This window comes from Phyllobacterium sp. OV277 (assembly GCF_900104355.1).
GTDB lineage: Bacteria > Pseudomonadota > Alphaproteobacteria > Rhizobiales > Rhizobiaceae > Phyllobacterium.
On record NZ_FNIY01000004.1, the window covers coordinates 149,643 to 162,305 of the forward strand.

13 protein-coding genes are annotated in these 12,663 nt (G+C 53.6%); 9 read left to right on the forward strand and 4 right to left on the reverse strand.

Features of this window, described 5'->3' with window-relative positions:
* Window positions 1-110: 110 nt before the first annotated feature.
* The gene (puuE, locus tag BLU05_RS15405) at window positions 111-1,529 is read left to right on the forward strand and encodes an allantoinase PuuE (protein WP_091881539.1); all 1,419 of its coding nucleotides are present in this window, start codon (window positions 111-113) and stop codon (window positions 1,527-1,529) included.
* Between the two features lie 21 nt (window positions 1,530-1,550).
* Window positions 1,551-2,036, forward strand: a complete 486-nt coding sequence (locus BLU05_RS15410) for an ureidoglycolate lyase (protein WP_091882305.1) — start codon at window positions 1,551-1,553, stop codon at window positions 2,034-2,036.
* A gap of 42 nt (window positions 2,037-2,078) precedes the next feature.
* Here BLU05_RS15410 and BLU05_RS15415 read toward each other — a convergent pair whose 3' ends face one another.
* From BLU05_RS15415 to BLU05_RS15425, 3 genes are all read right to left on the reverse strand, one after another.
* The gene (locus BLU05_RS15415) at window positions 2,079-2,684 is read right to left on the reverse strand and encodes a deaminase (protein ID WP_175540624.1); all 606 of its coding nucleotides are present in this window, start codon (window positions 2,682-2,684) and stop codon (window positions 2,079-2,081) included.
* Window positions 2,685-2,751: 67 nt separating this feature from the next.
* Window positions 2,752-4,044: an NCS2 family permease gene (locus BLU05_RS15420; protein ID WP_091881541.1), complete on the reverse strand. Its 1,293-nt coding sequence runs from the start codon at window positions 4,042-4,044 to the stop codon at window positions 2,752-2,754.
* Window positions 4,045-4,299: 255 nt separating this feature from the next.
* Window positions 4,300-5,136, reverse strand: coding sequence for a bifunctional allantoicase/(S)-ureidoglycine aminohydrolase (locus BLU05_RS15425; protein WP_091881543.1), 837 nt, complete (start codon window positions 5,134-5,136; stop codon window positions 4,300-4,302).
* A gap of 612 nt (window positions 5,137-5,748) precedes the next feature.
* On the opposite strand from BLU05_RS15425, the gene BLU05_RS15435 reads away from it, so the two are divergent.
* The 6 genes from BLU05_RS15435 (at window position 5,749) to BLU05_RS15460 (ending at window position 11,000) form a co-directional block, all read left to right on the forward strand.
* The gene (locus tag BLU05_RS15435) at window positions 5,749-6,330 is read left to right on the forward strand and encodes a TetR/AcrR family transcriptional regulator (protein WP_091881549.1); all 582 of its coding nucleotides are present in this window, start codon (window positions 5,749-5,751) and stop codon (window positions 6,328-6,330) included.
* Between the two features lie 224 nt (window positions 6,331-6,554).
* The gene (locus BLU05_RS15440) at window positions 6,555-7,370 is read left to right on the forward strand and encodes a cytochrome c oxidase subunit II (RefSeq protein WP_091881551.1); all 816 of its coding nucleotides are present in this window, start codon (window positions 6,555-6,557) and stop codon (window positions 7,368-7,370) included.
* A gap of 47 nt (window positions 7,371-7,417) precedes the next feature.
* Window positions 7,418-9,196 carry a cytochrome c oxidase subunit I gene (gene ctaD / locus BLU05_RS15445; protein WP_091881554.1) on the forward strand — a complete coding sequence of 593 codons (1,779 nt, stop codon included), beginning with the start codon at window positions 7,418-7,420 and terminating at the stop codon, window positions 9,194-9,196.
* Window positions 9,193-9,897, forward strand: a complete 705-nt coding sequence (locus tag BLU05_RS15450) for a cytochrome c oxidase subunit 3 (protein WP_091881556.1) — start codon at window positions 9,193-9,195, stop codon at window positions 9,895-9,897. Before ctaD ends, BLU05_RS15450 begins: the two co-directional genes overlap by 4 nt.
* A 10-nt stretch (window positions 9,898-9,907) precedes the next feature.
* Complete coding sequence (locus BLU05_RS15455; protein ID WP_091881558.1) at window positions 9,908-10,630, forward strand: heme-copper oxidase subunit III family protein; 723 nt, start codon at window positions 9,908-9,910, stop codon at window positions 10,628-10,630.
* A gap of 10 nt (window positions 10,631-10,640) precedes the next feature.
* The gene (locus BLU05_RS15460) at window positions 10,641-11,000 is read left to right on the forward strand and encodes a cytochrome C oxidase subunit IV family protein (RefSeq protein ID WP_091881560.1); all 360 of its coding nucleotides are present in this window, start codon (window positions 10,641-10,643) and stop codon (window positions 10,998-11,000) included.
* 48 nt (window positions 11,001-11,048) lie between these two features.
* Here the strand turns inward: BLU05_RS15460 and BLU05_RS15465 are convergent, their stop codons facing one another.
* Window positions 11,049-11,891 (reverse strand): DUF2189 domain-containing protein, encoded by an 843-nt coding sequence (locus BLU05_RS15465; protein ID WP_091881563.1) that lies wholly within the window; start codon window positions 11,889-11,891, stop codon window positions 11,049-11,051.
* A 378-nt stretch (window positions 11,892-12,269) separates the two neighbouring features.
* Here BLU05_RS15465 and BLU05_RS15470 point away from each other — a divergent pair, with 378 nt between their 5' ends.
* A complete protein-coding gene (locus BLU05_RS15470; RefSeq protein ID WP_091881565.1) occupies window positions 12,270-12,656 on the forward strand; it encodes a c-type cytochrome in 387 nt (128 codons plus the stop codon).
* Window positions 12,657-12,663: the final 7 nt, after the last annotated feature.

The window sequence follows — 12,663 nt, forward strand, 5'->3', positions numbered from 1 at the left end:
AGTAGGCGGCGCTTGATTACAGGACTTTCAAAATTTTCTGGGGGAATGAATTGCCGCTTATTTGATTATTCAGGGGATCGAACCAGCATAGTGGAGGACAGGTGGCTGCCATGAGATATCCCCGGGACTTGCATGGATACGGAGAAATCCCGCCACAGGCCGATTGGCCTGACAATGCGAAAATCGCCATCCAGTTCGTTCTCAACTATGAGGAGGGCGGCGAGAATTGCATGCTGCACGGCGATGCCGCTTCCGAAGCCTTCCTCTCGGAGATCGTCGGGGCGCAGGCCTGGGAAGGTCAGCGGCACTGGAACATGGAGTCGATTTACGAATATGGCGCCCGTGCCGGTTTCTGGCGCTTGCATCGCCTGTTTACCGGGAAGAATGTCCCCCTGACAGTCTATGGTGTGGCCACCGCTTTGCAGCGCTCGCCAGCGCAGGTTCGAGCCATGCTGGATGCCAACTGGGAGATCGCATCGCACGGGCTCAAATGGATCGAATACAAGGACTACACAAAAGACGCCGAGCGTGAGCATATGCGCGAGGCCATCCGTATACATACGGCCATCACAGGCGAACGCCCAAGAGGCTGGTATACTGGCCGCTGCTCCGTCAACACTGTAAACCTTGCCACCGAGGAAGGCGGATTTGATTATGTTTCCGATTCCTATGCCGACGATCTGCCCTATTGGCACGAAATGGGTGACCGACACCAGTTGATCATCCCCTATACGCTTGACGCCAATGATATGCGCTTTGCCACGCCGCAGGGCTTCAATTCCGGCGAGCAATTCTTCGCCTACCTCAAAGACAGTTTCGATACGCTTTATGCCGAAGGCGAAGCGGGATTTCCAAAATTGATGAGCATCGGCCTGCATTGCCGTCTTGCCGGCAGACCGGGACGAACAGCCGCTATTGCCCGCTTTATCGATTATGTGCAGAGCCATAGCCATGTCTGGCTGGCCCGCCGTATCGATATTGCCCGGCACTGGGCAAAAACCCATCCCTATCGGGCATCCGAGCTCCGCCCGTCGGCTCTGATGGAAGCTGCATTTGTCGATCGCTTCGGCGGCATATTCGAACATTCGCAATGGATTGCACAGCGTGCCTTTGCCTGCGAACTTTCCCATGGCCACGACAATGCTCCGGGGCTTCACGGCATGTTGACCAGTATATTCCGCAGCGCATCGCCGAATGAACGACTTGCGGTGCTCAAGGCCCACCCTGATCTGGCCGGAAAACTGGCGCAAGCAAAAAGACTTACCGAAAGCTCGACGCAGGAACAGGCATCCGCTGGTCTCGATGCGCTGACCGATACGGAACGCGCGCAGTTCGAAGCATTGAATGGGCTCTATGTCGAGACCTTTGGCTTCCCCTTCATCATCGCCGTCAAGGATCACAGCAAGGATGCAATCCTTGATGCCTTCCGGACGCGGATCAAGAACGACCAACAGACCGAATTCAACACAGCCTGCCAACAGGTGGAGAGGATTGCCCTGCTTCGTCTGCAAGCTTTGCTGCCAAATTGAGGAGTGAACATGTCACAGCCCATGCGCGAGATTTTGGTTCAACCCCTGTCCCGCGAGGTTTTCGCGCCGTTCGGGGACGTGATTGAGGCACCGGGATCATCGAGTTTCCCCATCAACCACGGCATGTGCGACCGCTATCATGATCTGGCGAAGGTCGAAACATCGGGTGAAAATGCCCGCGTCATGATCAGCCTCCTGCGCGGCAAGCCTTATGAATTGCCGTTGAAGCTCGCCATGGTAGAACGGCATCCCCTTGGCAGTCAGGCCTTCATGCCCCTGTCGACCCATCCATTTCTGGTTGTAGTAGCTCCCGATGAGGCGGCAGGCGCCGGAAACCCCATCGCCTTTGTAACCCAGCCGGGACAGGGCGTGAATATCCATCGCAATATCTGGCACGGAATCCTGACACCGCTTGGCGGCATCTCTGATTTTGTCGTCGTGGATCGCGGTGGCGATGGCGTCAATCTGCAGGAATATTTCTACAGCGAACCATTCATTATCCGTTGAAAATTGATGGCTGACGCTTCAAGCAAGCGTCAGCCAGATTCATCAGTTCAAGGGGATTGAGTTCTGGTCCTTGCTGGACTGATACTGGTCGGAGAGATCAGCATATTTTTTGCTGATCTTGGCAGCGCGAGCCTGCAATCTGCTCCGCTCCGGTTCAGCTTCCGCCTCAATCAACGCGTGGATGGCATAGCTCTTCCAGAATGCGTTCTCCTTGTTATAGCCGCCCGGTTCCAGCGTAAAGACTTCCTTCAATATCTTCAGATCATGCGGGATGGCGAAAGCGTCGCGCGAATCCTCATGGCTGAAAAAGTAATAGAAATTGTCGAACCCAGCCCAAGTAATGGCTGAAAGGCACATGGAACAAGGCTCGTGGGTCGACAGAAAGATCAACTCCTTGGGATCAGGCCGCTTGTCTTCATTCACCTCATAGAAGCGTTTCAACGTATGAACCTCACCATGCCAGAGTGGGTTCTCCGTTTCATTGTTGGTTTCGGCCAGCACAACCGACAGGTCTGATTTTCGCAGCACTGCGGCGCCGAAGATCTTGTTGCCTGCCGCCACACCCTCTTCGGTCATTGGAATAATCTGATGTTCCATGGCATCGAGCAATGCGTCGATAATTCCGGCTGTCGAGCTTTCCTCAGTCATTGATGGGTCCTTTACTCCGGTTTGGAAACAGAAGGGCCCGGATGCGCGATGCATCCAGGCCCGATTTTCACACAGGAAACAGCGTGTAGCGAACGACAAAGAGGATCGCGACAAGCCAGGTTGCCAGATGCACGTCCTTGACCCGTCCGGTGAAGGTTTTCAGCACCACATAACTGATGAAACCAAAAGCCAGACCATTGGCGATCGAATAGGTGAACGGGATCATCAGCGCAGTCAGCGCTGCCGGAGTCGACTCCGTAATGTCAGCCCATTCGATGTCGATAAGTTCGCGCATCATGAGACCGGCAACATACAGCAAGGCTGGTGCCGTGGCATAACCCGGAACAGAACCAGCCAGCGGTGCGATGAAGAGCGCAGCCAGAAACAGGATGGCGATGGTGAGTGCTGTCAATCCTGTTCGTCCTCCAGCCTGAACGCCGGATGCGCTTTCCACATAGGCCGTCGTGCTGCTGGTACCGAGTAGCGAACCTGCAACGATAGCCGTACTGTCGGCAAATAGAGCGCGGCCCAGACGATTGGGTTTACCCTCTTCAATGAGGCCAGCCCGTTTGCTCACACCGATCAGCGTACCCGTCGCATCGAACACCTCGACAAGGACAAACACCAGAATGACCTGCAACAGACCCGTGTGTAGCGCGCCCATAATATCGAGCTGCAGGAATGTCGGAGCGAGACTTGGCGGTGCAGAGAATACGCCCTTGAACTCGCTTGCGCCAACCAGCATGGACAGGACGGTGACAACTAGAATTCCGATCAGGATTGCACCGCGTATTTTAAGCGCATCAAGAACAGCGATGATGAAGAAACCCAGAATTGCGAACAAGGCAGGCGTGCTGCCCAGATGACCCAATCCGATAAATGTTGCAGGGTTTGCGACAATGATCCCTGAGTTTTTCAGTGCAATGAATGCAAGGAAAAGCCCGATGCCCGCCGCAATGGAACTGCGCAGCGATTTGGGAATTCCGGCGACAAGCCAGCTGCGCACGCCCGTGACGGTGAGCACGAGGAAAATACATCCTGAAATGAAAACAGCACCCAGCGCCTGCTGCCAGGTGAAGCCCATCGCAGCCACCACGGTGAAGGCGAAGAAGGCGTTGAGCCCCATCCCCGGCGCCATGCCGATGGGCCAGTTGGCCACGAGCGCCATGACCAGCGACCCGAGAGCCGCTGCGATACAGGTCGCAACGAAGATCGCATTGCGGTCCATACCCGTCGATGACAGGATTTCTGGATTGACAAAGATGATGTACGACATCGTCAGGAATGTCGTCAGTCCGGCGAGCATCTCGATGCGCGCCGTTGTGTTGTGTTCTCTCAGCTTGAAAAGCTTTTCGAGCATAATTCCTCCCCTGGCTCACGCCGAGTCTCCGGTTGCTGCATGACTGCCCGATTTGGCGAGTCGCGTGGCTGCCTGTTTTGAGTTTACAAATGTCTGTAATCAAGAGAAAACTGGCGCATACTCCTCCACGGCCAGTCCCTCCTCAGTGTTGCCACTGCCACATTGATTGTGCGTCTTCCGCCGCGGCGATGCTAGGCTCTGATTTCCGCAAGCATGGGCGAAACAGCTTCAATATTTTATTGATGCAGAGCCGCTTCAAGCGTTCCGATGAAACGTAAGTTTCATGTGACGGTTGACGTCCTTATAGAGCAGATAGCGGAATGGGTTAGGGCCTCCTGCATAGCACGCCTGTGGGCAGAAGGCACGCAGCCACATGAAGTCACCGGCTTCGACCTCAACCCAATCCTGATTGAGGCGATAAACCGCCTTACCTTCAAGCACATAGAGACCATGTTCCATCACATGTGTCTCAGCAAACGGAATGACGGCTCCTGGTTGAAGCGTGACAATGGTGACGTGCATATCGTGGCGCATGTCCGCCGGGTCCACAAAGCGGGTGGTTGCCCACCGGCCTTCCGTATCAGGCATTACAGAAGGCTCGATATCGTGTTCATTAAGAACCAGTGGTGTTGGAATATCGATGCCATCGACAGCCTCGTAGGATTTGCGAATCCAATGAAAGCGCACGAAGGCACTGGTCACGTTCAGAACTGACCAATCCGTCGCCGGAGGAATAAATGCATAGCCTCCCGGCCGCATGACGTGAATCTCACCGGCGAGCGTCAACTGCAACTCGCCTTCCACAATGAAGAGTACACCCTCGGCACCTTTATCCAGCTCAGGACGGGTGCTGCCTCCCCCGGGCGCAACTTCCATAATGTATTGTGAGAAAGTCTCGGCAAAGCCGGACAGAGGCCGGGCGATGATCCAGCAACGGGTTTTGTCCCAAAATGGCAAAGCGCTGGTGACGATATCCTGCATCACGCCACCAGGAATGACCGCATATGCCTCGGTGAAAACAGCCCGCCCTGTAAGCAGCTGGTTTTGCTGGGGATGTCCGCCATGGGGTGCATAATATGTATTTCGGGACATGCGTGACTCCTCAGCTTGTTCAATAAATGTCTAACCGTTGCCTATTTCTGTCCCGGTTCTACCTGCTTAAGTCAACTGAACGACATATATTTTCACGTCAAACATTTTCAAATTTGTATTGAAAATACATGAGCGCTCAGCCTTCAAACTTCGAGGCAATCAGGGAGTCCGCCGCTTTCATGCCTAATCTGTTCACCTCTCGATCGTTAGTTGGGAATGTACAGAGTCTTTCGTTTACAGGACATCGCTCACTCGCTCAGTTTATACCACCAATTATCTGCGTGCCCGAGAAACCGGTAAAACCGAGGCGGGGGCCATTTGCTGGCGCTTTGCTCGTCGACGAAACTTTCCCATTGTCGATGTCTGTCTTAAAAGCGTACCCGGTGTTCGCCTTGTAACTTGCTAAGTGTGATGGTCCGCCTGATGTAGAGCAGGCAGCAAGAGTAACCGCAACGGCTGTAACGAGAAGTAGACGTGTCATGATAAAACCCTCCTTTTGGGGTCAAAACGCAGCAATGGGTAAAGCTGCTTGAACTGCGATTGCATTACGACTATAATATCACATTACGATCATAATGCAATAAGCTAAAACAACCGGATTGGGAGATCGGCATGCGCTATGAAAAAGGACATAAGGAAAGCACCCGGCAGCAGATCACCGAGGTGGCGTCGAAGCAGTTCAGAGATCAGGGAGTATCCGCAGTTGGGCTCGCAGCGATCATGGCCGATGCCGGTCTGACAAACGGGGCGTTCTACACGCATTTCTCGTCGAAGAATGATTTGGTGAGGGAATGTGTTGAACAAACTCTTGATGCACAGCTCCAAGCCATATCGCGAAATATCAGCGAACACGGGCTTGAAGCAGTGCTGCGGCAGTATCTAAGCCCAAGCCATCGCGATGATCGGGGGCATGGCTGCCCATCCGCCGCTCTTCTACCAGAGATTAGCAGGCAATCTCCCGAAATCAGGCATGCTTACACCGCGCGATTCAATGCGGTGATCGAAGTGATTGCACAGCAGTTGCCCGGGCATGACCCCGACGATGCTCATCAAACGGCTCGCGCTATGTTTGCACTGGTCGTGGGATCGCTTCAGCTAGCGCGCGCTGTCGATGATCCCGCACTGTCTGATGACATTCTTGAAGGTGCCATTGCCGCCGTCCTGCGTCTGGCGGCGCGCCCCTCCAAGGCCTAGCAACCGGTGTTAGATTTCAGGAAGCGGGGCGTCCATATCTGCCCCGAAAGGATCAAATCCTCCAGCAACCAGTATAAACTGGCCATGTGAATCCGTCGTTCTTGCTGATAGCTGTTCACCAAAATTAGATTGCCTGTATTTCTCCTGCACGAAATGCTATTCTAAAAACACTGCGCGTTGCGAATTCATGTCCACAGCCAATTCTGGCAGGGAGGGGACAAGAAATGGCGGTCGTACTTGTTCTGGTTGTCATTGCGGTTGCTTCAGTTCTCTTTCATCTGTTGAGTCCTTGGTGGTGGACGCCAATTGCGTCCAACTGGAACTACATCGACAATACAATCATCATTACATTCTGGATTACCGGTTTTGTATTTGTCGCGGTGGTGCTGTTTGTTGCCTATTGCGTTTTCCGCTTTCGGCACAAGCCGGGAAATCGTGCTCACTACGAGCCCGAAAATAGAAAACTGGAATTCTGGCTCGCCACAGTTACCACTATCGGGGTCGTGGCCATGCTGGCTCCGGGCCTGTTTGTCTGGAATCAATTCGTCACCGTTCCGCAGGACGCCACCAATGTTGAGGTCGTTGGCCAGCAGTGGCAATGGAGCTTTCGCCTCCCGGGCGCTAATGGTCAGCTTGGCACATCAGACACCCGCGACGTCAGCAGTGACAACCCTTTGGGTGTAAAGAAGAACGATGCGGCGGGTCTGGACGACATCATTGTTGAAGGCGGCGAGTTGCATGTGCCAATAGGCAAACCGGTGAAGATGCTTCTACGCTCCGTCGACGTCCTGCACGACTTTTACGTCCCTGAATTCCGGGCAAAGATGGACATGGTTCCCGGCATGGTCACCTATTTCTGGTTTACCCCCACACGGACCGGTACCTTCGAAGTCCTTTGCGCGGAATTGTGCGGCGTCGGACATCCCCAGATGCGCGGGACCGTCGTGGTCGACACCGAGGCCGACTATCAGACGTGGCTGGAGCAACAACACACATTCACGCAGATGATGGCGTCGGGAGAAGTTAAGACGACACAGTGAGGCGGCGTAACTCTTCGGGAGGAGAGTAACCACAGGGAGGGCATTCGATGGTCAATATCCCATCCAGCATTGACGACACCATTCCGGCAGCGGAAGTCGAAGATGTCGAGCTTTACCACTCGCATAGCTGGTGGACGACCTATGTCTTCAGCCAGGACGCCAAGGTCATAGCCATCCAATATTCATTGACCGCCATATCGATCGGTCTGGTCGCACTGGTGCTCTCATGGCTGATGCGATTGCAACTCGCCTTCCCCGGCTATTTCGCCTTCATCGATGCGGAACACTATTATCAGTTCATCACCATGCACGGCATGATCATGGTGATCTATCTGCTGACTGCACTGTTTCTGGGAGGCTTCGGTAATTACCTGATCCCGTTAATGCTCGGTGCAAGGGATATGGTGTTCCCCTATGCAAACATGTTGAGTTACTGGCTCTATCTGCTCGCCGTACTTGTTCTCGTTGCGGGGTTCTTCGCGCCGGGCGGTCCAACCGGCGCTGGCTGGACACTCTATCCGCCTCAGGCCGTGCTCTCAGGCACCCCGGGCGGCAATGATTGGGGCATCATATTGATGCTGACCTCACTCATTCTATTCATCATCGGCTTCACCATGGGTGGATTGAACTATGTGGTCACCGTACTGCAGGGCCGCGCGCGCGGGATGACGTTAATGCGCATGCCCCTGACGATCTGGGGCATTTTTACTGCAACCGTTATGGCATTGCTGGCCTTCCCTGCCCTCTTCGTTGCCTCAGTCATGATGTTGTTTGACCGCATTCTCGGAACCAGCTTCTTCATGCCTGCAATCGTGGAAATGGGCGAGCAGCTCAAACATGGCGGAGGCAGTCCCATTCTCTTCCAGCACCTGTTCTGGTTCTTTGGCCACCCCGAAGTCTATATCGTGGCGCTACCGGCCTTCGGTATCGTGTCAGATCTGATCAGTACCCACGCCCGGAAGAACATTTTTGGCTATCGCATGATGGTCTGGGCAATCGTGGTAATCGGTGCCTTGAGCTTTGTCGTATGGGCGCACCATATGTATGTGAGTGGCATGAACCCGAAGTTCGGCTTCTTCTTTGCCACGACAACCCTCATCATTGCGGTGCCTACCGCAATCAAAGTCTATAATTGGGTGCTCACACTTTGGCGCGGCGATATCCATCTGACGATCCCGATGCTGTTTGCACTCGGCTTTATCGTCACGTTCGTGAATGGCGGCCTGACCGGCTTGTTCCTCGGCAACGTTGTCGTGGACGTTCCGCTCTCTGATACGATGTTCGTGGTTGCGCATTTTCACATGGTGATGGGCGTTGCACCGATCATGGTGATCTTCGGCGCCATTTATCACTGGTATCCCAAGATCACCGGGCGAATGCTGGATGAGACCATGGGCAGGATACACTTCTGGGTGACCTTCCTTGGTGCCTATCTGATTTTCTTCCCCATGCACTATCTCGGCTTGCTGGGAGCGCCGCGGCGCTATTACGAATTGGGAGAAACCGTTGTTAATCCAACATCGGCGCACGATCTGAATATTTTCATCACGCTGATGGCGTGGACCGTTGGTGCAGCTCAAATCCTGTTCCTGTTCAACGCAGCCTGGAGCCTTCGTAGGGGCAAAGAATCGGGCGGTAATCCTTGGCGGGCGACAACGCTCGAATGGCAGACGCCAACAACCCCGCCACCACACGGAAACTGGGGCAAGGATCTGCCGGTCGTCTATCGTTGGGCCTACGACTACAGTGTTCCCGGTGCGCCGGAGGATTTCATCCCGCAGAACCAGCCGGATCCTGAAAGACGGTCCAAAGAGCATTCGACATGAGTGCGGTCCTGATCTTTCTTGCTTTGCTTGCGTCCATCATCATCTGGTGGATGGCACAGCAGCGCCTGACATCAAAACCTTGGCTTGAAGCGGAAAAGGTCAGTAGCTTTTCCCACTTCACCCGGTCATCGATAGCGACTGAAAAGATTGGTCTCGGTGTATTTCTCGCTGTCGTGGGTGCATTATTCACCCTCTTCATCAGCGCCTATTTCATACGCATGGGGTCCGATGATTGGTGGGCTATCCCCATACCAAGGGTGCTCTGGGTCAATACGGCTGCACTCGTGGTCAGCAGCATTACGCTGGAGCTGGCAAAATCACTGGCGCAACAAGGCGATGACGAGACGATGAAATTCGCGCTTCTGGCGAGTTTAATCACTGGTATCGGCTTTCTTGTCGGACAGGTTTTCGCCTGGCGGGAACTTGTATTTGCGGGTTACCTGCTCGCCGACAATCCTGCCAACAGCTTCTTCTACATGATTACCGGCATGCATGGCCTACACATTCTCGGCGGACTTCTGGTTCTCGGTCGGACAACTGGCAAAGTATTGCAAGGCAAGACGGCGCAACAGGTCCACCTCAGTATCGAGCTGTGCGCAATGTACTGGCATTTCATGCTTTTGGTCTGGCTTGTTCTTTTTGCCCTGTTCGCGGGTTGGGCGAATGATTTTGTCGATATCTGCCGACAACTGCTGACCTAGGAGATCAATGATGTCTCAAGTCACACAGACTGAAACCAAAGCGCCGCTTCCATTACCAGAGGGTGTGCGCGGTTTTGCTTCGGACTGGGCTTCAGACCAGCGAACGTTCAAGAATGTTTCCTGGGGCAAAGCCATGATGTGGATATTTCTGCTCAGTGATACTTTTGTCTTCGGATGCTTTCTGCTTGCCTATATGACGGCGCGCATGTCCACGCCCGTTGCCTGGCCCAATCCCAGCGAAGTCTTTGCCCTGAACATCGGCGGGCAGGAAGTCCCCCTTATCCTGATCGCCATCATGACTTTTGTGCTTATCAGCAGCAGCGGAACCATGGCGATGGCCGTCAACTACGGATATCGGCGCGACCGGCGCAAAACGGCAATCCTGATGCTGCTGACGGCTCTGTTCGGAGTCATGTTCGTCGGCATGCAGGCGTTCGAATGGACAAAGCTCATCACGGAAGGCGTGCGCCCATGGGAGAATCCATGGGGAGCGGCGCAATTCGGCTCAACCTTTTTCATGATTACAGGATTCCATGGAACCCACGTCACGATTGGCGTCATCTTCCTTGTTATCATTGCCCGCAAGGTCTGGCGGGGAGATTTCGACACCGAAAAACGTGGGTTTTTCACCAGCAGAAAAGGCCATTACGAGATCGTCGAAATCACCGGTCTCTACTGGCATTTCGTCGATCTGGTCTGGGTATTCATCTTTGCTTTTTTCTATCTGTGGTGAGGTCAGCACGATGACACAACCTTCAACCAACACAACAGGACCAGCAATTCATAACGAGGCGCATCAGGAGCACCCGATCAAGCTCTATCTCGTGGTCTGGGGATTACTTTTTGTCCTGAGCATCTGCTCTTACATGGTCGACTATATTGGCATTCACGGCTATCTCAGATGGTCGTTGATCCTGCTTTTTATGGTCCTGAAAGCCGGACTCATCGTTGCAATTTTCATGCACATGGCTTGGGAACGCCTAGCTCTTCTTTATGCCGTCCTGCTTCCACCCATATTGGTGCTGGTCTTCGTTGCGATGATGGTTTCCGAAGCGCACTACGTGCTCTTCAGCCGATTGACGTTCTTCGGCACGGGCCCCTAGAAACAAAAACGCGGCACCCAGTGCCGCGTTCTTTCTGTAGTGTTCAGCCTATTTGCGAGACCGTCGTTTTGCCGGCATTTCAACTTTTGCGCTGGGTGGAGAGACCACGACCTTGCGATAGAGATGCCAGGTCGCATGCCCCAGTACCGGTATGAAGATTGCAAGTCCGACAAACAGGGTCAAAAAACCGACCAGAAGAAGTGCAGCGACGATTATCCCCCACAGGGCCATCTGGAGCGGATTGACCAATACCGCCTTCACTGATGTGACAATCGCCGAAAGTGCACCAACATCCCGGTCCAGCAAAAGCGGAAAGGCGATGACGCTCGTACAAAGAACAACGACTGCAAAGACAAAACCGATCGCGTTGCCAAGAAGGATCATTTGCCTGCCTTCAGGCGTACCGAAAACCTGATTGATGAACGTGCTGACCGACTCCGGCGCCTCCGGACCAAAAAGATTCACGTAAAGGGCCTGTGCCGTAAGAATCCACGCAACGAAAAGAGCAAGAAGCAGGATACCCATCGCCACTATTGATGGTATCGCTGGAGAGCGCTTCACCTCCAAAGCATGCCACCATGATGTGTCGAGATGCTGTTCGCGCCTTCTGCTGATCTCATAAAGACCAAGAGCGGCAAAAGGTCCGATCAAGGCGAAGCCGGACATCAGCGGGAAGAGCAGCGGGAGTAAATTGGCACCGGAAGTCCACCGTATGAGAACCAATCCGGCAATCGGGTAGATCAAGCAAAGAAAAACGTAGTGTGAAGGTTTGTCCCAGAAATCAGCGAGCCCTTCGCGAAGTGAAGCAAAGACGTCTGCCACACTTATTCGACGCACGTCAGGATAGACGTTCGTTTCGTTTGCACCGGCTATCACATGGAATTGCGTCATGAAGAAATCTCCCAATCTCGTTTGGAGCGGGAAGGCACCAGTGGCACCATGCAAAGAACCGGACCATGGGACCTAAACCTGCACTGCAGAAATCATACCCTGTTTATTGACACATTGCCAGAGATCAACTTTCACGATTGGCCATCCTCCCCCAAAGATTACTTGAAGCCTGAAGGAATTATGCGGCCGTTACTCCGAGGTGGATTATTTGCAACTGCGATTGACTTATAGAATGCAGGAGATCACGATTCAGTGTGTATGAATGCCGGTCGCCGCATGAGCAATCCAAGCAGCGATCCCAAAAAACAGTGGCTGCCAATGGACGGAATTGGCGACAAACTTCGCCGGCGGCACCCTTTGAAAGAATGAGGAAATGCCATGCGATACACGACGTTAGTGATAGGCTCACTCTGTGTAATTTCTTCCATTGCCGGTGCCAATGCCCAAGAGGGTGATGCAACAGCTGGCGCAACGGTGTTCAAGAAATGCGCGATATGCCATATAGCCGACACGGATAAGAACAAGGTTGGTCCGTCGCTCAATGGGCTGATTGGCAGAACGGCTGGCACACATCCGGACTTCAGTTATTCCACAGCGATGACTGATGCAGGAAAAGGCGGGTTGGTCTGGGACGAAGCCACTTTGCGTGACTATCTGCATGACCCAAAGGCAAAGGTTAAGGGCACAAAAATGGCATTTGTCGGCTTGAAGGACGACGCAGACATCACCAATCTGCTGGCTTATCTGGCACAATTCAAGAAGTAGAATACGT